This window comes from Pseudomonas frigoris (assembly GCF_047758635.1).
GTDB classification, from domain to species: Bacteria; Pseudomonadota; Gammaproteobacteria; order Pseudomonadales; family Pseudomonadaceae; genus Aquipseudomonas; species Aquipseudomonas frigoris.
Map to the genome: position 1 here is coordinate 3,848,784 of NZ_CP180479.1, position 21,897 is coordinate 3,870,680.

The 21,897-nt window shown below is 58.1% G+C and carries 11 protein-coding genes and 3 pseudogenes; 10 read left to right on the forward strand and 4 right to left on the reverse strand.

Annotated elements, in window-relative coordinates; all coding sequences use genetic code 11:
- Nucleotides 1-398: 398 nt before the first annotated feature.
- From ACMXYH_RS17675 to ACMXYH_RS17715, 9 genes and pseudogenes are all read left to right on the forward strand, one after another.
- Nucleotides 399-1,703 carry an IS4 family transposase gene (locus tag ACMXYH_RS17675; protein ID WP_415764263.1) on the forward strand — a complete coding sequence of 435 codons (1,305 nt, stop codon included), beginning with the start codon at nucleotides 399-401 and terminating at the stop codon, nucleotides 1,701-1,703.
- An 873-nt stretch (nucleotides 1,704-2,576) separates the two neighbouring features.
- The gene (locus ACMXYH_RS17680) at nucleotides 2,577-3,047 is read left to right on the forward strand and encodes a hypothetical protein (RefSeq protein WP_415764329.1); all 471 of its coding nucleotides are present in this window, start codon (nucleotides 2,577-2,579) and stop codon (nucleotides 3,045-3,047) included.
- A 250-nt stretch (nucleotides 3,048-3,297) separates the two neighbouring features.
- Complete coding sequence (locus tag ACMXYH_RS17685) at nucleotides 3,298-4,062, forward strand: COG4705 family protein (RefSeq protein ID WP_129443781.1); 765 nt, start codon at nucleotides 3,298-3,300, stop codon at nucleotides 4,060-4,062.
- A 29-nt stretch (nucleotides 4,063-4,091) separates the two neighbouring features.
- Nucleotides 4,092-4,526, forward strand: a complete 435-nt coding sequence (locus ACMXYH_RS17690) for a hypothetical protein (protein WP_129443779.1) — start codon at nucleotides 4,092-4,094, stop codon at nucleotides 4,524-4,526.
- Between the two features lie 70 nt (nucleotides 4,527-4,596).
- Complete coding sequence (locus ACMXYH_RS17695; RefSeq protein ID WP_129443777.1) at nucleotides 4,597-5,262, forward strand: response regulator; 666 nt, start codon at nucleotides 4,597-4,599, stop codon at nucleotides 5,260-5,262.
- Nucleotides 5,238-6,593: an ATP-binding protein gene (locus ACMXYH_RS17700; RefSeq protein ID WP_129443775.1), complete on the forward strand. Its 1,356-nt coding sequence runs from the start codon at nucleotides 5,238-5,240 to the stop codon at nucleotides 6,591-6,593. The genes ACMXYH_RS17695 and ACMXYH_RS17700 overlap by 25 nt, the downstream gene beginning before the upstream one ends.
- A 32-nt stretch (nucleotides 6,594-6,625) precedes the next feature.
- Entirely contained in the window at nucleotides 6,626-6,775 is a 150-nt protein-coding gene (locus tag ACMXYH_RS17705; protein WP_178082677.1) for a hypothetical protein, read from the forward strand.
- A 227-nt stretch (nucleotides 6,776-7,002) separates the two neighbouring features.
- Nucleotides 7,003-7,401, forward strand: a pseudogene (locus ACMXYH_RS17710) (bifunctional methylenetetrahydrofolate dehydrogenase/methenyltetrahydrofolate cyclohydrolase); the annotation flags it as partial.
- A gap of 268 nt (nucleotides 7,402-7,669) precedes the next feature.
- Nucleotides 7,670-7,843 (forward strand): annotated as a pseudogene (locus ACMXYH_RS17715) (OprD family outer membrane porin); the annotation flags it as partial.
- Nucleotides 7,844-8,738: 895 nt separating this feature from the next.
- Here the strand turns inward: ACMXYH_RS17715 and ACMXYH_RS17720 are convergent.
- Nucleotides 8,739-8,969 (reverse strand): hypothetical protein, encoded by a 231-nt coding sequence (locus tag ACMXYH_RS17720; RefSeq protein WP_129443771.1) that lies wholly within the window; start codon nucleotides 8,967-8,969, stop codon nucleotides 8,739-8,741.
- A 979-nt stretch (nucleotides 8,970-9,948) separates the two neighbouring features.
- Between ACMXYH_RS17720 and ACMXYH_RS17725 the strand changes: the two genes are divergently transcribed.
- Entirely contained in the window at nucleotides 9,949-18,618 is an 8,670-nt protein-coding gene (locus ACMXYH_RS17725; RefSeq protein WP_415767719.1) for a GH36-type glycosyl hydrolase domain-containing protein, read from the forward strand.
- A gap of 103 nt (nucleotides 18,619-18,721) precedes the next feature.
- Here ACMXYH_RS17725 and cydB read toward each other — a convergent pair whose 3' ends face one another.
- From cydB to ACMXYH_RS17740, 3 genes and pseudogenes are all read right to left on the reverse strand, one after another.
- A complete protein-coding gene (cydB, locus tag ACMXYH_RS17730; RefSeq protein WP_415764331.1) occupies nucleotides 18,722-19,723 on the reverse strand; it encodes a cytochrome d ubiquinol oxidase subunit II in 1,002 nt (333 codons plus the stop codon).
- 12 nt (nucleotides 19,724-19,735) lie between these two features.
- Nucleotides 19,736-21,112: a cytochrome ubiquinol oxidase subunit I gene (locus ACMXYH_RS17735; RefSeq protein ID WP_415767720.1), complete on the reverse strand. Its 1,377-nt coding sequence runs from the start codon at nucleotides 21,110-21,112 to the stop codon at nucleotides 19,736-19,738.
- Between the two features lie 378 nt (nucleotides 21,113-21,490).
- Nucleotides 21,491-21,844 (reverse strand): annotated as a pseudogene (locus tag ACMXYH_RS17740) (transposase); the annotation flags it as partial.
- Between the last annotated feature and the right edge of the window lie 53 nt (nucleotides 21,845-21,897).

The following is a 21,897-nucleotide window of genomic DNA, read 5'->3' on the forward strand; positions in this document are numbered from 1 at the left end:
TCAGTGTAGCGAATTCGCTTCTGTGAACGCCCGATCAATGAGCAACGCATTACTGACGCTTCAAGCCAGGATTTCGATGTACGTTTTAATGTACAAAAAAGCGTGGCTGATGATGGTTTTCAGCAGAACTCGCTGGAACGAAAAAAGAGGCGGAAGCCTCTCTTTTCAACGCTGAACGTAAATGTCACGCACAAAAAAACGCCACTCATTGAGTGCAATGCTGTTCACTTAAGGTTGGGGTACATATCCGTTTCTGCGGTCACGGCGGCCTAGGGTTCCGCCCTTACGGCCAGCCCTTTCAAGGTCTTTGATAAAATCCTCAAAACTCCAGTCAGGACGGCGAGACGATGTGGGCAGAAGTTTTAGCGCGGTTCGAGAAAAAAGCACCGGCCAGTGTCATGGCCAAATTGGTTTTGGAGCAGGCCGTTGCGGCAGAGTGGGTTGATCAGGTGTTCGAAGAACATCGTCAGCGCCAGTACCCGCGCGAGCTTTTGTTTTCGACCATTATTGAGCTGATGTCCCTTGTTTCTCTGGGTTTGCGGCCCTCCCTACACGCCGCCGCGCGGCAGATGGAGGATCTTCCCGTCAGCCTGGCGGCGCTTTATGACAAGGTCAGCCGAACCGAACCTGCGCTGTTGCGCGCGTTGGTAACTGGTAGCGCGCAGCGCCTGGCTCCGACGATTCAAGAATTGGGTTGCTCGGCCATTTTGCCTGGCTGGCAATTACGCGTCGTCGACGGCAACCATCTGCCTTCCAGCGAAAAACGTCTGGGCGCTTTGCGCCGCGAACGAGGTGCCGCCCGCCCTGGTTTTTCGGTCGTGGTTTACGACCCTGATCTCGACCAAGTCGTCGACCTTCAGCCCTGTGAAGATGCCTATGCCAGCGAGCGCGTCAGCGTGCTGCCGTTGCTGGAAAAGGCCACGGCGGGCCAGCTATGGATGGCTGATCGGCTCTACTGCACGCTCCCGGTCATGGAGGCCTGCGAAGATGCCGGCGCTTCATTCATCATTCGCGAACAAAGCAAGCATCCACGCCTGCTTAAAGAAAGCGACTGGCAGGAGCCTGTCCCGGTCGCAACCGGCAGCGTGCGCGAGCAAACCATCGAAGTAAAAGGCGGACGCCAGTGGCGGCGTGTCGAACTGAACCTGCAAAACCCCACCGAATCCGGCGACACCACGCTGTCCTTCTGGAGCAACTTGCCCGACACCATCAGCGCAGAGCAGATCGCCGATTTGTACCGACGTCGCTGGAGTATTGAAGGGATGTTCCAGCGTCTGGAATCGGTGCTGGACAGTGAAATCGAAACCTTGGGCAACCCCAAAGCCGCCCTGCTGGGGTTCGCGTCCGCCGTGTTGGCTTACAACGTTTTGTCCGTGCTTAAACGCAGTGTCGAACAGGCTCATTGCCAGACCCAACCCGAGGGCTGGGAAGCGTCGATCTTTCACCTGACGGTACAGGTTCGCAGCGGTTATGAGGGTATGCAAATAGCCTTGCCGCCAGAGCACTTATCCCTCCCCATCCCCGCAGGAGGGCTGGCTCAGTACCTGCTGACGCTAGCCCGAAACGTCCAGCCCAAAGCGGTCGCCAAAAGCAAACGAGGTCCGAAGGTGCTCAAGTCCAAAGAGTGGCTGGAGGGTAAGGCAGTGAATGCCCACGTGTCGACGGATCGGGTGCTCAAAGCCGCGAAAGTCAAAAGACCTTGAAAGGGCTGGCTGTAAAAGCGAAACCGCCAGCAGCCGCTACCGCAGAAATGGATATGTACCCCATCCCATCCCAAACTTTTCTTAAGTGAACAGCATTGCACTCATTGAGTGGCGTTTTTTGTGAATCTTGGAGCGGGAAACGAGACTCAAATCTGGTGTCCGACCCGTTGAAATCTAAGGGGTTTATTTTATTCCTGAAGCAGGAATGGACTCAATTCTGGACTCGCTATTGGGGTGTTTAAAGAGCAAAAAAAGAAGAAATTTCAAGGCAAGCTATTGGGTTCTGCTCATAGCCAATCAGACGAAGAGGCCGCAAGTCAGCGTATCGTGGAGCAAGTCAACAGAAGCAAGCACAACCCCTGCCCTTCGATGGCGGCCGATACCAGCGCGGCGCCATCATTGGACCGAAAGCGGCAGCGCACGTCCACCATGTGGGTTGGGCCTTTGGTGGCAGCGGAGGGTTGAGTTCCCATGGCAGCCTTTCTGTCTGCGTTTACAGTTTGAGCGGAGTGTGAGCAGCGACCTTAGAGACAGTGCCGTACCCGCCGCACCCAGTCAGGAAACTGCGTCGGCCACTAATGCAGCCGCCCAGGCTCTGGGCATGTTGTAAAGATCAGGCAAGCGCATTCGATACCTCCGCTTCCAACAGGTCAAAGAGGTCGTTTGCCTTCTCCTGCTTGTCGATGTTCAGCAGGAATGCCTGTAGCTTGTCCATCCGGTCCTTTGCGGCAATTCCCTCTGTGAGCGTGTTGAACTTGGCGGCAATCGCCTGTCGCTGAGCGGACGGCCTTCGCCGCCGGTCGGCGTTTCGACCATTTGCTCTACCTGGCTGCCATCGTTGAAGGTGATTGCGAGGTGAGTGGTATAAGGCGTGTGCGGCTTCTGATCATAGGAGTCGTTCATCCTGACATCCGTCTTGCCGACCAGGTCCCACACATCACCGGCCCCGATACGCGCGTGCGCAAACCTTTCAAAACGTTTCAAGCCTACGGCATTGCCGCACTGCTCTACATGCTAGTGGCTTTCGCGTTGGTGGGCGGGTTTCGACTGGCTGAGCATCGGTTACTGGCCGAGATAGAAGCGGCACTGGCCTTGGGCATGACCCGCAGCCAACTGTTCATTCACGTGCTGATACCGAGCATGCTGCGTCGAGCACTCCCCGCTTACAGCAACGAAGTGATTTTTGTCCTGCACGCCACAGCTATTGCCTTTACTGCAACCGTTCCTGACATCCTCAAAATAGCGGCAGATGTTAACGCAGCGCGGTTTTCCGATCCAGAAACCTGTCGAACCGATTACCGCGCAAATGAGCCTGCGCTACAGCATTGCGGTAGCGCTGCTTGACGGTGCTGTGCTGACCAAGCGCAGCGTGTTTGCCGAAGCCACTTATGAAGAAATTTTGGGGCAGTCGATCTCTGTACATCAACCCGGCTAGTTTTTCCCGAGGATGGTCGACGGCCCTGAGCAGGATGCCGGGCCGCGGGCGATCAGAGAATCCAGTTCGGCGATTTTCCCGCCCTCAGTCTCAGCTAAGTTTCGGCCCGTAGCCTCTCCTGTACGCACTTAAAGCACTTGCTCAGGAGAGACAATCCACATGAATCCGACCGTAGCCGGCTGGCTCAACAAAGTCCCCGAGGTCACGCTGTCGTTCTGGGTGATCAAGATCATGTCCACGACCGTGGGCGAAACCGGCGCGGACTTTCTCGCCGTCGATGCCGGCTTCGGTGCCGGCTGGACCAGTATCGGCATGGCCGCGCTGCTGGCGATCGCATTGTTCTACCAACTGCGCACCAAGGCCTACACACCCTGGATCTACTGGCTGACCGTGGTGCTGGTGAGCATCGTCGGGACGCAGATCACCGACATTCTGACCGACATGCTCGACGTCAGCCTGTACACCAGCACGGCGGTGTTTTCCGTGTTGCTGGCGATCAACTTTCTGGTCTGGTATCGGATGGAACACAACTTGTCGATCCGCGAGATCGTCACGCTCCGGCGCGAGCTGTTCTATTGGGCGACCGTGCTCTGCACGTTTGCCCTTGGCACGGCAGCGGGCGATCTGGCCACCGAAGCGCTGGGCCTGGGCTTCACCGTGGGCGCCATGATTTTCGGCGTGTTGATCGCCGCCACCCTGGTGGCCTGGCACTTGGGCGGCAACGTGGTGCTGACCTTCTGGATCGCCTACATCCTGACCCGCCCGTTCGGCGCGTCCCTCGGCGACTTGCTGACCCAGGCCAAAACCTATGGCGGCCTCGGCATGGGCGCCACCTGGACCAGCGCACTGTTCCTCTGCGTCATCGTCATTCTGGTTACCGTGGCGCAAATAAGCGTCGGCAATCGTAAAGCCATCACTCAATAACTCATTCAAAAAGGCATTAAGGAATCACTATGTACCGCGTTCAAAACCTCATTCGTCACGTTTGCATCGTCTCGGCTATTTTCATGCTGAGCATCGCCACCGGTTGCTCGAAACCCGCCGACAAACCCAAGGCGGGTACGACCTCGGCAGTCGAGATGACTCAGAACTCGGCCTCGAAACTGGGCGACTTGTCCGAGTTTCGCAACATCGCCGCCGACGTCGTCGGCCTGGTCGACAAAAACGACCTGCCCGCCGCCAAAGCCCGAATCAAGGACCTGGAAACCTCCTGGGACTCGGCAGAAGCCGGCATCAAGCCCCGCGCCGCGAGCGATTGGCACGTGGTGGACAAAGCCATCGACCGCGCGCTCGACGCCTTGCGCGCCAACAAGCCGCAGCAGAGCGACTGCAAGGCGATGATGGTTGAATTGTTGAAGGCTTTCGATTCGATGAAAGCAAAGCAGTAAACGCACACAGATGCTTCAATACAGGCGCTAGGGTCATGACCCTCGCGCCTTTTTTTTACCGGAGCGGGACATGCGGATACTGTTGGTCGAAGACGACCCGATGATTGGCGATGCAATCCACGGTGCGCTGAACGACGCCAGTTACGCCGCCGATTGGGTGAAGAACGGGCTCACCGCCCTGGCGGCCCTGGAAACTCAACACTACGACCTGGTGCTGCTCGACCTCGGCCTGCCCGGTAAGGACGGCCTCGACGTGCTGACCCGGATTCGCGCCAACAACAACCCCGTGCCGTTGCTGATCATCACCGCTCGGGACAGCCTCGATGATCGACTGCGCGGCCTCGATGGTGGCGCCGACGATTACCTGCTCAAACCGTTCGAGATGGCCGAGTTGCTGGCGCGGATGCGCGCGGTTTTAAGGCGCAAGGGCGGCAGCGCGCTGTCCGTGCTCGACAACGGCGTGGTGTCGCTGGATCTCGTCTCCAAAGAAGCCTCGACCGCGGAGCATCCCGGCGTCCAGCTCTCGGCCCGCGAGTTCGCCCTGCTACAAGCGCTGTTGATTCGGCCGGGGGCGATCCTCTCGCGCAGCGAACTCGAAGACCGGCTCTATGGCTGGGGCAATGAAGTGGAAAGCAACGCCGTGGAGTTTTTGATCCATGCACTGCGGCGCAAGTTGGGCAGCCAAGTCATCAAGAACGTCAGGGGTGTGGGATGGATGGTTTCAAAAAACGCTTGAGTGAATCAGTACAACTCAGGCTGTCCGTCACCCTGTCGCTGGCGATCCTGATTGTCGCGCTGGTGGCCGGGATCTTTGCGTTCATTTCCGCATTCGATGAAGCCCACGAGATGCAGGACGCCACGTTGCGCCAGGTCGCCGTGCTGTTTGACCGGCAACACATGACGCTCAAGTATCCCGAGGGCAAAGGCATTGCCGGCGACGATGAGGAATCCAGGCTGATGATTCAGTACCTGGCCGATGGCAGCAGCGCCTCCGGAACCGATGATGACGTCACACCACTGCCCTTCCCGACGACGCTGGCCGATGGCTTGTCCACAGTGAATGTCGGCGGCGAAGCGTTTCGGGTGCTGGTCCGGACCACCGCCCGTGGCGAACGCATTGCCGTTGCCCAGGAAACCGGTGCCCGTAACAAGGACGCCCGCGAAAGTGCCTGGCGCAGCCTGCTGCCGTTTCTGATTTTATTTCCGGTGCTGTTGCTGGTGGTCAGCGACCTGGTGCGCAAGCTGTTTCGGCCCATCGCCACACTGTCGTCGGAAATCGATCAGCGCGCCGAACAGGAACTGCACCCGATTGACGAAAGCCATCTACCCACCGAAATCCGGCCTTTCGTGGTGGCGATCAATCGCTTGCTCGCACGCGTGGCGAACGCCATGGAAACCCAGCGCCGCTTCGTCGCCGATGCGGCCCACGAACTTCGCTCGCCGCTGACGGCCCTCTCCTTGCAAGCCGAACGCCTGGCCGCCGCGGAGATGTCGGCCGTGGCCCACGAGCGCCTGGTGCCACTGCGCCGAGGCATCGAGCGCGGTAGAAACCTGATTGATCAACTGCTGACCCTGGCCAAGGTGCAATCCGACACCCGGGAGCCGACGTCGCCGGTTTCGGTGCATGACGTCTATCGACGGGTGCTGGAAGATCTGCTGCCGCTGGCCGACCTCAAACGCCTGGACATCGGTGTTGAGGGTGAACAGGACGTGCGGGTGCTGATCAATGAGATGGATTTGATGACGCTGGTCAAAAACCTGGTGGACAACGCGATTCGCTATACACCGCAGGGTGGCCGGATTGATCTTTCAGTGGTCATGGATAACGGCGCGGCGCTGCTGCAGATCAAGGACTCGGGGCCAGGGATCACGATTGAGGAGCGAGCGCGGGTGTTTGATCCGTTTTATCGCAGCCTGGGGACCGATGAGGCTGGGTCCGGATTGGGGTTGTCCATTGTTCAGGCGATAGCCGATCGCACGGGGGCACAGATACGATTGAGCTTCTCGGACGAGAATCAAAAAAGCGGGTTATGTGTCTCGGTATCACTGAAAACAAATAAGCACTGAAACCCTATTCTAAAGCGTACCTCGGCAGATGCATGAAGCGCACGTTGACCGAAGCCAAAGCCCTGCTGCTGACATTCAAGGCCTTAGTGGGCATCTCGGAAAATGAAAACTGCGCCCGTCGCAGTCACTTCGCACCGCTGGACCTGAACCTGATCAGCGCCGATGCCGCCGAACGCTATTAGCCGTTGGTCGAGGGACCCCGTATCCGCCTGACGCGCGATGAAAGCCAAATCCCGCCATCATCGTCGGGGACTCGCAGCTATTGGTTGATATATCCAACGTTGCTGTTCCTCGACGAAGCCACCTCTGGACTGGACGAGAACGCAGAACGTCACCTGTATCAAGCATTATCAGCCACCAACATAACGGTAGTCAGCATCGGCCACCGTGAAAGCCTCGCTGCGTACCAGCGGTGATTGTCGGTAGGTCGAACATCGTCGGCAAGCCAATGGCGAATTTGCTTCTGCAGGAAAACTGCACCGTCACAATTGTTCACTCGCGCACGCGAGATCTAATCGCCGAATGTCGTCAGGCTGACATCCTGGTGGTGGCGATTGGCCGGGCTGAATTTATCGGTGCAAGCGCGATAAAGCCAGGCGCAGTGGTCATCGACGTAGGTATCAACAGAATCGAAAAGAACGGAGTATCGGTGCTGGTGGGTGACGTAGATTTCAACTCTGCGAAGGACGTCGCAGCGGCCATGACTCCAGTCCCGGGCGGCGTGGGTCCAATGACCGTTGCTTGTTTGATGAGAAATACGCTGACAGCGGCAGAGGCGATTGAGAGTAATACTGCTGCTCGGTACTGAAACCGACCCTCGCGTCACCTTCGGCGGCGTGAAGAAAAGCAGTTTTGGCCGAGAGCTGTCGCATTTCGGGGTGCGCGAATTCTGTAACGCACAAACGGTGTGGCTGGATCGGCGCTGATTGCATCGACGATGCCTGGAAGTGTTGGCTCCAAGATATGTCTCGAGCTGCCTCCCGGACTCAAATAAGCTCTGCAGTTTTTTTGCCTGCCATCCGGTTTCGGGCTAACCAGACTACGTGACAGTCATAGCTCGAATGGCCGAAATGGATAAAGCCACAGTGCTGATGCGCAATTTTTACTACAACCATGACCTTCGGGATTCAAACGCTCCGGCTCAATCGAAGATCGAGGAGTGGGCGCAAGGCTTCATTCTCAAGGCCGAATCGGGTTACACCGAAGGCCCGGTGGGATTCGGTCTGGACATGTATGCCGGTCTCGGGATCGTCTCGTACTGAATCTCCCTTCGGTAAAAATCCAAGCGCTCCTTTGGCGACCCGAACATCCTGGCATTATGCTCGCTGAGTGCGGTGTCACTTATCTGGGAAGTCAAAATTCTCGGCAAGGCGGCTCATCCTGATCAAATATGTGAAGCTGCGGCTTACCACCCATCCCAATCCGCGAATTGAACTGGATCTCCCACATCAGCGTTGATCATTCACTAACTGGCTCAGTAGATGCTCGGCGGTCTGTTCAATGTCCAGACCATCGACTCCCGCTGCCCCCTTGTTGGCCTTGACTCGCTTCCACGCCCGTTTCAGGTTTCTCTCGCAAAGGCCCGATCCAGCAGCCCTTGCCCTGCGTTGTCGGATTCATCTTGCGGGCGATTGACCTCGTCGCTGACGGGACTTCTCACGGCTTCACCGCTCGCAGTCTCCATCCGCCCCGCGTTTGGCAGGCATCTGACTTCCGGTCTTTCGCATCAACATGGCCTATAACGCTCTCTCTCGTTCGGCCCTTCGTCAAAAAAAAGACTACTACGGCCTCTGCTGACTTCTCGCTCCGGCTGGCACCGTCGCCCTTTCAGGCACAAGGCGAGATCTCCCCAGGTAAGAACGCAATCCTTCGCCACACAACCGCCGGATTTACACAGCCTGACCCTTGACCACAAGAGCTTCGCGGTTTTGTGCCCGCTCGCCCTGATCGGCCGCGCCTTTTATCCGGTTCTTGTACATCGGCTCATGGCTTCGATTCACGCTTCCTCCCCACATTCGGTCACCCTCATGCAGTTGCGCTTCACTTCGTTCGCTGTGGTCAGCTTACGGCGGAACTTTCACCCACAAGATTGCGCCCATGCTGGGCGCACACAAAAAGCCCGACTCAATGGTCGGGCTCTGATTCTTATCGCCTGTCGTCAGATAGTGGCGTTTCTTCATCCGCCTCTGGCAGATCCCTGTCAGCTGGAGCCTTCCAATCCTCTGGACGCTCCTCCTTTACATTGTCCGGGCGTTCCAGAGGATCGAATTTGCCGCGATCTTTAGGATCCAGCGTCGGCTCATCTGTACCTGGCTCAGGATTGGAAGGGACAGTACCTTGCACCGTCTTGTCTTGGAAACTCAAATCGGTAGACATACGCACCTCACAACAGAGGTCCAGATTTTCCGGGCCGTACAGATTTGAAGTTGGCGCCTAGGCAGCGTGCATTCGAGTAGACGAGCGGCGCAAATGAAAAACCCGACGCACTGGCCGGGTTCAGATATTCGTGTGCGTGATGCGTGAATTGCACACCATGGAAAAAGCACGCATAAATCCCTGTCATATCAATATATTTATGCCGCGTTGTATTATTTTTCCGCGCGACTCACCTGCCAAACAGGTTGCACCACTCACCTGGGCCTTGTACGACTGAAGCGCCAGAGTGACCAGGTAATGCGCCTTCACTCGCTTCGCTGCGTTCAGATCGGGCAGCTCTGCTTTCGACGCTACGATAACCAAGTCGGCAAACAAGCCACCCGACGCCTGACGGCGCAATGCATCGACCCGAGCGCGGAGCTGAACGAGCCACGCGAAAAAGTTCGTCAACTCGAAAGTGCTGCCGAAACGTCCGAAGACGATGCTGAGGATCTGCGCGAGGGAATGGCCGAGGCTTGCGTGTGGATCAAACGCGCAATTGGACCCCGAAGACCGGGAGGTTCACTGAATGCCCGACCTCCTGGATCCTCTGCAAGAGAATCTGGCACTGGGACTACCTTGATTATTTGAGGTGATCTAAAACCGCGTCGCTTGTGCCCTCGGCCTGTTCCCGTTCGGATGGAACGACTCTGGCGCCCTCTCGATTGAGCTCAGAAGAAAAGGTCAAGCCTTGCACTGCGACGGTGTGACGCTAACTTCAGTTATGTCGCAAACCAGGTGACATCACCTTCCGGCCAACCGTGGACGCAGCTATGCTCGTTAGCATACAGACTTTGGCCAGCCTCCTTTGGCAGACTCGAAGCCTGCCATCGTTGTGTGATGCAAGGTGCTCGTGACACAGCTATCAGGTCAAGAGCAGCGTCGGGAGCACTGCCACCCTCATCACGCCATTCGTCGAGAGAGTGTCATGCAAGGAAACATGGACAGTCATTGGACCAATGTACTCTTCCAGTTCTGGCGTCTGCCTGCCATTTACTATCGCCAGTGGAGCGAATCACGTAGGAAATTCGAGTACGAACCACTGCTTCGCTCGGAGTTGTTCAGCGCCGAACAGATGGCCAGCCATGGAACTCTACTGGCTCAACAGCACCATATTAGTGGCCGCACGGCGAAAGACTCTCTGCTGGCGCGCCTAGCCGACAACGAGGCGACGCTAGCCAGTAGCTGCAAGGCGCTCACTGCTGCACCGTTGTCCGCCCGGCGTGCAACACCGGCAGCGGAATGGTTGCTGGACAACTATTACCTGGTCGAAGAGCAAATCCGCACCACCAAGTCTCACCTACCCCGAGGCTACAGCCGTGAGTTGCCGCAATTGGCCGATGGCCCGTCGGCCGGATTGCCACGGGTCTACGACATCGCTCTGGAGACCATTTCACATGGCGACGGCAGGGTCGATGAGGAGAGTTTGAGCCGTTTTGTAGTGTTCTATCAGACGATCACACCACTGACTCTCGGCGAGTTGTGGGCGATTCCGATCATGCTGCGCCTGGCTCTGATCGAGAATCTGAGGCGAGTAGCCTCGCGCGTCATGGCTAACTGGGATGACCGCAACCTGGCCAATGACTGGGCCGATCACTTGATCGAAACCGCCGAACGCGATGCCAAAAGCGTGGTCCTGACAGTGGCTGACATGGCGCGCTCGGGGCCACCGATGACCTCATCATTCGTCGCTGAATTGGCGCGACGGCTACAAGGGCAAAGTGCCGCGCTGATACTGCCATTGGCCTGGATCGAGCAGATGCTCAGCGAGTCAGGACTCAATATCGAGCGACTGGTGCAGGTGGATGCCCAGCAGCAAGCCGCCGATCAGGTGTCCATCGGCAACAGCATCGCCAGCTTGCGTCTGCTGTCGGCCACCGACTGGCGGGAGTTCGTCGAGCATCTGAGCCACGTCGAGCACGTGTTGCGCACAGACCCGGCAGGGATCTATGCGCGGATGGATTTCGCCACCCGCGATCACTATCGGCATGTGGTCGAACGCATGGCGAAGAACTGTGACCAGACTGAAGAAAACGTCGCGCGAGCGGCCATCGCTCTGGCCGATGCGCGGGTAAGACCACCGCCCGAGGGCGACGTGGCCGGACATGTGGGTTACTACCTGGTGGGCCCTGGACTCAATGAGCTCGAGCATCGAATCGCCGCTCGGGTGCCCTTGGGCGAGCAATGGGCACGCCTGCTGCTTCACGCACCGCTGACCTTCTACCTGGGTCTGGTGCTGATCCTGTCAACATTGTTCGCTTGGCCTTTCCTTGAGGCCGTTTATCGCGACGCAAGGTCTGGATACCTGCTGGTATTGCTCGCGATACCCACGCTGCTGATGTCCAGCCGCCTGGCCATCGGGCTGGTCAATTGGCTGATCACTCTCACCATGCCCCCCTGCATTCTTCCCCGACTGGACTACAGCCAGGGTATCCCGGTGCAAGCGCGCACGTTGGTGGTCATTCCCGCGCTGATAGCCCATTGCGTAGATGTCGAAGAGTTGGTCGAAGGCCTGGAAGTACGCTTCCTGGCCAATCGGGATGCCAATTTGCACTTCGCCCTGCTCACCGATTTCATGGATGCCCCCACCCAGGAGCTGGAGCAGGATGCGAGTCTGCTGTTGCTGGCACGGCGGCTGATAGAAGCGTTAAATCAGAAATACCCCGCCCCAGACAACGACCGATTTTTCCTGTTGCACCGACCACGACGCTGGAACGAGGCAGAGCAGACCTGGATGGGCTATGAGCGCAAACGCGGCAAGCTCGCCGAGCTCAATGCCCTGCTGCGAGGCCGTGGTCAGGAGTACTTTTCACTGATCGTTGGCGATATCCAGACACTGACTCCCGTTCGTTACGTGATCACCCTCGACACTGATACCCAACTACCGCGTGATGTTGCACAGCAATGCATCGGCGCGATGGAGCACCCGCTAAACCACCCCGTGTTCGATCCGCATCAGGGCCATATCAGCAGCGGTTATGCGATTTTGCAACCGCGAGTGGGTATCAGTCTGCCGAGTACTGCACGCTCTTCCTATGCCCGGCTGTTCGGGAGCGATGCAGGCGTCGATCCCTACACCCGCGCTGTTTCGGACGTCTATCAGGATCTTTTCCAGCTCGGTTCATTCATTGGCAAAGGGATCTACGCCGTGGATGCTTTCGAGCACGCCCTGGAAGGATGTTTCCCGGAAAACCGCATCCTTAGCCATGACCTGATCGAGGGTTGTTATGCCCGCTCGGGATTACTCAGCGACGTGCAACTGTTCGAAGAATACCCCTCCCGTTACAGCACCGACGTCAAGCGCCGGCATCGCTGGATTCGCGGGGACTGGCAATTGCTGCCATGGGTCATGCCCTGGACGCCCAAGGCAGGTGGAGGGTTGGAACGCAATCGCCTTTGCGCCGTGGCTCGGTGGAAAATTTTTGACAATCTCCGGCGTAGTCTGGAGCCGACCGCTTTCCTGACAATGTTGCTGTGGGGCTGGCTTGGAGCAATGGAGCCGCGTTCGTGGACCTTCGCGGTGCTTATCCTGGTACTGATCCAACCGCTGTCGAGCGCCTTGCAGGAGCTCATGCACAAAACCGTCGACGTTCCGATCGAGCAGCATTTGACAGCGGCCCTGGGCACCTCCAGCCAACACTTTACGCGGGCGATCCTTCCTTTGGTTTGGCTGCCGTTCGAAGCCTTATACAGCCTGGATGCAATCGGCCGTACGCTGTGGCGCATGCTGATCAGCAAGCGTCGTCTGTTGCAGTGGAACCCTTCACGGGAAGTGGAACGCAGCGACAGCAACAAGCTATCTGAGCTGTACCGCACAATGTGGATAGCCCCATTGCTGACGACGGTCCTTTTTGTACTGTTACTACCCACTCCGAATGTGCTCGCCTTGGCCGGACCATTTTTGGTGCTGTGGCTGACGAGCCCGGCCGTCGCTTGGTGGCTCAGCCGGCCTTCCCCCCGGGCGAAATTCAATCCTTCAGCGCAGGAGCTGCGCTTCCTGCGATGTCTGGCGCGAAAAACCTGGGCATTCTTCGATCAATACGTCGGTCCGGCCGACAATTGGTTACCCCCTGACAACATCCAGGAGCAGCCCCACCCAGCCATTGCACACCGTACATCGCCGACCAATATGGGTATGGCGCTGCTGTCCCACCTGGCCGCGCACGACTTTGGCTACCTGAGTAGTGGACGGTTGCTCGAGCGCCTCGATCAGTCCTTGTCCAGCATGGCCGGCCTGGAGAGCTACCGTCGGCACTTCTACAACTGGTATGACACCTTGACGCTCAAGCCCTTGCCACCGCTCTACGTATCGACGGTAGATAGCGGGAATCTGGCAGGACTGCTACTGACCTTGCGCCCTGGGCTGTTGGACCTGATTGATGCGCCCCTGTTTGATCTACGGGTGGTCAACGGACTTATCGACACCCTGGATGTGCTGCAAGACACCCTCCTCGCCGCGGGGCTGGACGACCACGACGTACGAACCCTGCAAGACGAAGCGCTCGTGGCGCAGGCCCGGGTTGTTTCGAGCCCTGACGACGCCTCCGAGACCCTCCTGACCTTGCTGGAGCGCATGAGTGCACCCACTGCCCTCAGCGACTTGGCGACGGTCGGCGAGGCCGCCTTCTGGCTCGAGGCGCTGCGTGCACAATGTCAGGATCTGCAGGCCGAACTGCTGAGCTTCAGGCTGCCGCCCGCCATTGACAAGGCCGAGCCGTTGGCACTCAGCTGGCGCCAGTTGGCGCAACTCGATGTCGCTCGCTGGTTGCCGGCTCAGCAGGCTCAAGTGACGTCCGTGCAGCGCCTGGCTGTACAGCGCATTGCCTCGGTCACCCGCCTGGCCAATCTGGTCGACACCATGGCGAACATGGACTTCACCTTTCTCTATGATTCCCAGCGCGATCTTTTCGCCATTGGCTATAACGCCAGCGAGCACAAGCTGGATACGGGTTATTACGACTTGCTGGCCTCGGAGGCGCGACTGACCAACTATGTGGTTATCGCTCAAGGCCAGTTACCTCAAGAAGGCTGGTTTAGCCTTGGAAGGCTGCTCACCAGCAGCGGCGGCATACCCGTGCTGCTGTCATGGACAGGCTCGATGTTCGAGTACCTGATGCCCATGCTGGTAATGCCCAACTATGAAGGTACCCTGCTCGACCAGACCTGCCGCGCAGCGGTCGCCTTGCAGATCGAGTACGGCAATCACTTGGGCATTCCCTGGGGGGTTTCCGAGTCGGGTTACAACATTCAGGATGCTCATTTCAACTACCAATATCGCGCATTCGGTGTACCAGGCCTGGGTCTCAAGCGAGGCCTTGGCGAAGACACCGTTGTCGCCCCCTATGCCAGCGCCCTGGCGCTGATGGTGGCCCCCGAGGCCTCGTGCCGGAACCTGCAGCGACTTGCCGCGCTGGGCCTGGCCGGGCGCTACGGTCTGTATGAAGCCGTGGACTTTACAGAGGCGCGCTTGCAACGCGGACAGCGTTGCGCAGTCGTCTATTCCTTCATGGCACACCATCAGGGCATGAGCCTGCTGGCGCTGACTTGCCTGCTACTCGACCGGCCAATGCAGCGACGTTTCGAATCCGACCCGCAATTCCAGGCGACCGCCCTGCTGTTGCAGGAGCGTGTGCCGAAGACCGCCGCACAGTACCTGCATGCCTCGAACGCGCCGGTTGTGGACCATGCATCACGAGTACGTGAAACCAAGCTGCGGGTCTTTGCCGACCCTGACCGCAAACGCCCTGCGGTGCAGTTGCTCTCCAACGGCCGCTACCATGTGATGGTCAGCAGTGCAGGCGCAGGTTACAGCCGCAGCAACGAAATTGCTGTTACCCGCTGGCATGAAGACTTCACCTGCGACAACTGGGGTATGTTCTGCTACCTGCGCGATGTTGCAAGCGGCACATTCTGGTCCGCCGCGCACCAACCGACATTGCGCCATCCGGAAAGCTACGAAGCCATCTTCACTGATGCCCGTGCCGAATTCCGTGTACGTGAGCAAGACTTCGACACCCATACCGAAATCGTCGTATCACCGGAAGACGACATCGAGTTGCGCCGCTTGCACATCACCAACCGCGCGCGAACGCGCCGCAGTATTGAACTCACCAGCTACGCCGAGGTAGTGCTGGCTTCGGCCATCAGCGATGCGATGCACCCGGCCTTCAGCAATCTGTTCGTGCAGACCGAGCTGTTGCGCCCGCTGCAGGCAATCATCTGCACCCGTCGGCCGCGCTCCAGCCAGGAAACAGTGCCCTGGATGTGTCATTTGCTGGCAGCGCACGGTGTAGATGTCGATGCGATCTCCTACGAGACCGACCGTGCGCGCTTTATCGGTCGTGGGCGCAGTGTCGTGGCCCCGGCGGCAATGGACGATGAGGTCGAACAATTATCAGGAACCGCCGGCCCGGTACTTGATCCGATTGTATCGATACGTTGTCGCATCACCCTGGACCCCGGTCAGACGGCGACCATCGACTTGGTGACCGGCCTTGCCGACAGCCGTGACAACTGCCTGCACCTGATCGACAAGTACCGCGACCGTCATCTGGCCGATCGCGTCTTTGACTTGGCCTGGACCCATAGCCAGGTGCTGCTGCGCCAGCTCAACGCTTCACTGAGCGACGCACGTCTGTTCGAGCAGATGGCCGCGTCGATCATCTACGCCAGCGCTGCATTACGGGCCGAGAGCAGCGTGCTGGTGGCCAACCGGCGTAACCAGTCCAGCCTCTGGGGCCAGGCGATATCGGGCGACTTGCCCATCGTGCTGCTGCAGATCAACGATCTGGCTAACATCGAGTTTGTGCAGCAGATGGTCAAAGCTCATGCCTATTGGCGTCAGAAGGGCCTGTCGGTAGATCTGGTGATCTGGAACGAGGATCAGGCCGGCTATCGCCAGCAACTGCATGACCTGATTATGGGACTGGTGACCTCGGGCAGTGAAGCGAGCCTGGTCGACCGTCCTGGCGGGATTTTTGTGCGGCAGGCACAACAGTTGTCGGGCGAGGACCGGACACTGATGCTATCAGTGGCCCGCCTGGTACTCAATGACAGCCACGGCAGCCTGGCCGATCAGGTCCATCGGCGCCGCGCGGACCCTCTGCTCCCCAGGCTCGAACCGAGTCTTGTGCGAGTGGAGCAACCACCTGTGGTCGGTGCCACACAAACCGACGCTGCCTTGATATTGAACAATCCCTACGGTGGCTTCAGCCCGGACGGTAACGAATACGTAGTGATCCTGCGCCCAGGCCAACCCACACCAGCGCCTTGGGTCAATGTGCTGGCCAATGCGCAATTCGGCACGGTGATTTCCGAAAGTGGCGGTGCTTACACCTGGAGCGAGAATGCTCACGAATATCGTCTCACCCCTTGGCATAACGACCCGATCTCTGACCCCAGCGGAGAGGCGTTGTACCTGCGCGACGAAGATACCGGCCACTTCTGGTCGCCGACCCCACAACCCTGCCCAGGTAGTGGCCTTTACCGTACTCGCCATGGTTTCGGCTACAGCGTATTCGAGTATGAAGAGGACGGCATCCAAACCGAGTTGTGGGTCTATGTGGCGCTGGATGCACCGATCAAATTCTCGCGCCTGAAAATTCGCAATACCAGCGGCCGGCCGCGGCGTTTGTCGGCAACGTGCTATGTGGAGTGGGTACTGGGGGATTTGCGCAGCAAGTCGGCCATGCATGTGGTCACGGAGGTGGACCCATTCAGTGGCGCACTGTTCGCGCGCAACGCCTTTTCGATCGAGTTCTCCGGGCGCGTCGCCTTTCTCGACACGGATTCGACGGGGCGCAGTTTTAGCGGTGATCGTGCCGAATTTATTGGTCGCAACGCAAACCTGCAAACTCCGGCAGCACTGACTCGTGCCCGGCTGTCTGGACGTTGCGGTGGTGGCTTCGATCCCTGCGCGGCAATGCAGGTCGCACTGGAGCTGGCGGACGGCGAAAGCCAGGAAGTGGTGTTCCGCCTCGGCGCCGAACAAGACGCCAAATCAGCCACTCGCCTGGTGCAGAAATACCGCGGCGCCAAGGCCGCGGCGGGTGAACTGGACGCTGTGCGTATACATTGGCGCACGACCTTGGGGGCCATACAAATTCAGACTCCCGATCCAGCCATCGATGTGCTGGTCAACGGCTGGCTGATGTATCAGGTCATCGCGTGCCGCTTCTGCGCGCGTAGCGGTTATTACCAATCCGGCGGAGCCATTGGCTTTCGTGATCAATTGCAGGACAGCATGGCAATGATCCATGCCGACCCGGCTGCCGCGCGCCGCCACCTGCTGCTCTGCGCCGCGCATCAGTACCCCGAAGGCGACGTACAACACTGGTGGCATCCACCGCAAAGTCGGGGTGTCCGAACAGGCTGTTCCGACGACTTTCTTTGGTTGCCCCTGGCAACCAGCCGCTACGTGTACATCACTGGTGATCGAAGCGTACTGAGCGAAGTGGTGGGTTATATCGAGGGACGCGCACTCAATGCTGGCGAAGAGTCCTACTACGATCTGCCCGGCACTTCGCAACTCCAGGAAAGCCTCTACCAACATTGCGTTCGCGCCATTGAGCATGGCCTCAAGCGCGGTTCCCATGGGCTGCCGTTGATGGGGTGCGGAGACTGGAATGACGGTATGAATCGGGTCGGAGAGCAAGGCCTTGGTGAGAGCGTATGGCTTGGCTTCTTCGGCTACGAGGTGCTGCTGCAATTCTCCCGTACTGCGCAGCTGGAAGGTGACAGGGTCTTCGCCCAGCGTTGTACTGAGCTGGCGGCGACTTTACGTGTGAGCCTGGAAGATCAGGGTTGGGATGGCGCCTGGTACCGCCGCGCTTACTTCGACGACGGCCAGGTATTGGGCTCTGCGAGTAACGAGGAATGTCGTATCGACTCCATAGCGCAAAGCTGGTCGGTGCTCTCCGGGGCCGCGTCGCAGGTACGGCGCAGAACGGCCATGGACTCACTGGATCTGCACTTGGTCCGGCGCGATACCGGTGTGGTGTTGTTACTGGATCCGCCGTTCGACAAGGGTGCACTGGATCCCGGTTACATCAAAGGCTACGTACCCGGCGTACGCGAGAATGGAGGCCAATACACTCACGCTGCCGTTTGGGCAAGTATGGCCTTCGCCCGTCTTGGCGACAGCGACAAGGCATGGGAGCTGCTGCGTATGATCAATCCCGTCAGCCGTCGCAGCGCTGCACAAATAGAAACGTACAAGGTTGAGCCTTACGTGATGGCCGCCGACGTCTACGGGGTTGCACCCCACACAGGACGCGGCGGCTGGACCTGGTACACCGGCTCCGCTGGCTGGATGTATCGCCTGATCGTCGAATCACTGCTGGGATTGACACGCTGCGCCAACTCGCTGCGCATTGAACCGGTGCTGCCAGCCGATTGGCCGGGTTTCACTCTCCATTACTGGTTCGGTGCAACCCTCTACCACATAGAGGTGCGCCAAAACGAAGACGCAACACGCACACTCAGCCTGGATGGCACGCTACTCACCGATGCGACGCTAGGACTGCTGGACGATGGGATCGAACATCGTATCGTGGCGACTTTCCCGAAATCTACGGTGGTTAATGAGGGGCACGTCACATCAACTTCTTAACGACTGTTGTAACAGGGGCTCTGAGCGATAGCGCACAGAGTGCCTGTTTGGATTAGGCCGGAGGGAGAAAGTACTCATTCTCTGAACGGTAGCGTGGATGCAGTCAATCACGAGCGGCACGAACCTTCCCGCTAAAGACTTTAAAGCCATAGGTGTTGTATATCAGCGTCACCGGTATCAATACGGCGAAACCAACCAAAATGAAAATCTGGCTGGTCGGACTGGAGGCGACGGCTTGCAGCGTCAGATTCGGCGGGATAATCAGCGGATAAAGCGCTGCGATGACCAATGCGAAGGCCAAAACGAAGATTCCCAATGCAGCGAACAGCGGCAGATATTCCCGGCGGCTTCGAAATCCCAAGACGAAGCCGATTAACAGTGCAATGAGCATTGTTGAGGCCGGCAGCCAGAGAAGAGGATCTAAAAGCCGATGTGCATATCGAGTGTCCAGTGTCGTTGTCCAGGTAACCAACACGGCCAATAGCCCTAAGGTTACGATTGCCAGCGCCCTCGCCTGACGACCTGATCGTTGCTGAAGTTCTTCTTCAGTACGCCAATAAAGCCAGCAGGCGCCCAGCCACGTGTAGCCCACCACGAGCACTGCGCCACAGTACAGCGGAAACATACCCAGCCACTCCCAGCCGTTACCACTGTACTGCCTACCATCATTAGATATGCCTTGAACAAGCGAACCCAAGACCAGCCCCTGGCATCCACCGGCGAGCAGTGAACCGCCCAACAGCAAGCCGTCGACGGCGCGCTTGATCCCGTCACTGGGCGCGTAGTCACGAAATTCCAGCGCTACCGCTCGAAGAATCAATGCCAAAAACATCATAATAAACGGCAGATAAAGCGCCGGCAGCAGGATGGCATAGGCCAGCGGAAATAACGCCAGCAGGCCGCCGCCTCCTAGCACGAGCCAAGTTTCATTAGCATCCCAAATCGGCAGGATTGTCACTGCCATGACACGGCGATGTTTACTACATCGGGTAAGGCCCAGCAGTACACCGACGCCAAGATCAGTGCCGTCCAACAGCACATAGTTCAACACCGAAAACGCCAAGGCTGCAGCGGATAGTAGTGTTATCCAGTCGTTGTCTAACATGGATTCATGCCCTCATGACTCACCCGTCTCGTCAGCCAAGGTTGGCTGCGGCCCGGCCTCGTCCTTGTGAGGTGGCTCGCGCAGAATTCGCAGCAGCACCCAGAGCCCAACGCCGAATATCAGCAGGTAAAACGACAAGATGAACCATGTTGAGCTAATCACCTGCTGCCGAGAAACCGATGACAGACTGTCAGCCGTGCGCAGCAGACCATAGACGGTGAAGGGCTGGCGGCCCACCTCGGTCACTACCCAGCCACTCAGCATCGCCAAAAATCCAGCCGGGGCCATCAGCACACACCCTCGGAGCATCCAAGGCGCCGTGTACAACCGTTGTCGCCATCGCAATACCAAACCGGTCAGGCCTTGCCCCAGCATCAACAGACCCAGACCGACCATGAAACGAAAAGCGAAGAACACCACTGGAACAGGTGGTATGTCCTGAGGCGGGAACTCGTCCAGTGCAGCGATGGTGCCACTCAGGTCATGCCGCAGGTACAGCGAAGCTATGCGCGGAATCGCCACTTCCCAATGGTTGCGTCGCTCATTCATGTCGGGAAGAGCGAACAAGCGTAATGGTTCGCCCGCACCATCAGCCGGGCGAGTCCAGGAGCCTTCGATGGCGGCGACCTTCTGCGGCTGAACTTTGAGGCTGTGTTGACCATGAAGGTCTCCCACCACCATTTGCACAGGTGTGATCAAGACAATCGCCCACAGCGCCATGGAGTATGCAAGCCGTGCTCGCAGATTCTCAGGCACACGCAACAGCTGCCAAGCGCTGATACCGGCCACCAGCGTGGCGGTGCCGAGCAACGCGGCCAACGTCATATGCACAAGACGATAAGGGAACGACGGATTGAAGATGATCGCCCACCAATCCTCGGCAATGAACCGTCCATCTGTGCCAATGGAGTAACCGGCGGGTGTTTGCATCCAGGAATTGGCCGACAGGATCCAGAATGCGCTGATTAACGATCCGAGCGCTACGGCACAGGTGGCGAAGAAATGCAGACGACGGCCTACCTTCTTCAATCCAAATAACATGATGCCAAGGAAGCCAGCCTCCAGAAAAAAAGCGGCAAGCACTTCGTAGAACATCAATGGGCCGAGGATATCTCCTGCCTGAGTCGAAAGCCGCGACCAGTTGAGCCCGAATTGGTACTCCAATATAAGACCCGAGGCAGTGCCCACCGCCACGTTGAGGGCAAACACCTTCAGCCAGTAAAGGTAGACGTCCAGATAGACCTTTCGCCCACGCCACAGCCAAAGCGCTTCAAGCACCATCAGAAAGTTGGCCAAACCAATGGTGAAAGCCGCCAACACGATATGAAAGCTGATGGTGATCGCGAATTGGGCCCGCGCGGCCATCAGCGTCGAATCAATTGCGTCCATGCCGTCCACTCACCGTTGGCCAACGCATGCGGGAATAAGCTGTTGGCAGCACCAAGCGAAGGTTACGCGGATAGCTAAATGTGTTGGCGAGAATAGGCATGGCACGTGTCCGATGCAGTATTTGTCGGTTGACTCTCCTCAGTGCCAATGATTCCGAAAGTCAAAGCTCGAACAGAATATTCCTCCCTGGACAATCGGAATTGAGCGGCAGCTATCGGCCCAGAGTGTGTAAAAACGATCATGGGCCTCATTTTCTTGGGGCGTCGACGTTCGTTGGCTGAGCGATCGCACGGTCAATACCACGGGTTGCATCGGTAGCAACCTGGAGCACGTCAACGCTGTTTTACAGCCTCTTGGATGGGCCAAAAACAGCCTTCTTTACGCCGACAGCGCCTTCATCAAACCGTTAGCGCCGATGATTTTCATGACCCGTTTCAAGTTGTAGGCGAGCACATTCAAGCTCATCTCGGCGCTTACCCCGTTAAGCTTTCGGGTCAGGAAGTGCGTCGCACCGATCCATTGCTCGAGCGTCCCGAAGGGATGCTCAACAGTCCGTATTCGGATCCGCATCATCCACGGCGCGTTGCTCAGCCTGTTCTGCATTTCCTCCAATACGGTTTCATGCGCCCAGCGCCGAACTCGCCGTTGCTTGCTCGGTGTGCACTTCGATTTCAGCGCTCATCCCTGGCAATTAGAACTCCAGTAACGGTGCAACTTCAGGCCTGTCGCCACCATGAAAATCGCATCATGCAGCTGGTCGAAAAAGTTGAATCCGGGTTAAGAAT

What these genes read in the sequence shown, in the direction of transcription:
- ACMXYH_RS17735 (WP_415767720.1), bottom strand. Translation starts at nt 21,112, where the DNA reads ATGGACGCAATTGATTCGACGCTGATGGCCGCGCGGGCCCAATTCGCG.
- ACMXYH_RS17695 (WP_129443777.1), top strand. Translation starts at nt 4,597, where the DNA reads ATGCGGATACTGTTGGTCGAAGACGACCCGATGATTGGCGATGCAATC.
- ACMXYH_RS17700 (WP_129443775.1), top strand. Translation starts at nt 5,238, where the DNA reads ATGGATGGTTTCAAAAAACGCTTGAGTGAATCAGTACAACTCAGGCTG.
- ACMXYH_RS17725 (WP_415767719.1), top strand. Translation starts at nt 9,949, where the DNA reads ATGGACAGTCATTGGACCAATGTACTCTTCCAGTTCTGGCGTCTGCCT.
- ACMXYH_RS17685 (WP_129443781.1), top strand. Translation starts at nt 3,298, where the DNA reads ATGAATCCGACCGTAGCCGGCTGGCTCAACAAAGTCCCCGAGGTCACG.
- ACMXYH_RS17705 (WP_178082677.1), top strand. Translation starts at nt 6,626, where the DNA reads ATGAAGCGCACGTTGACCGAAGCCAAAGCCCTGCTGCTGACATTCAAG.
- cydB (WP_415764331.1), bottom strand. Translation starts at nt 19,723, where the DNA reads ATGTTAGACAACGACTGGATAACACTACTATCCGCTGCAGCCTTGGCG.
- ACMXYH_RS17690 (WP_129443779.1), top strand. Translation starts at nt 4,092, where the DNA reads ATGTACCGCGTTCAAAACCTCATTCGTCACGTTTGCATCGTCTCGGCT.
- ACMXYH_RS17720 (WP_129443771.1), bottom strand. Translation starts at nt 8,969, where the DNA reads ATGTCTACCGATTTGAGTTTCCAAGACAAGACGGTGCAAGGTACTGTC.
- ACMXYH_RS17675 (WP_415764263.1), top strand. Translation starts at nt 399, where the DNA reads ATGGCCAAATTGGTTTTGGAGCAGGCCGTTGCGGCAGAGTGGGTTGAT.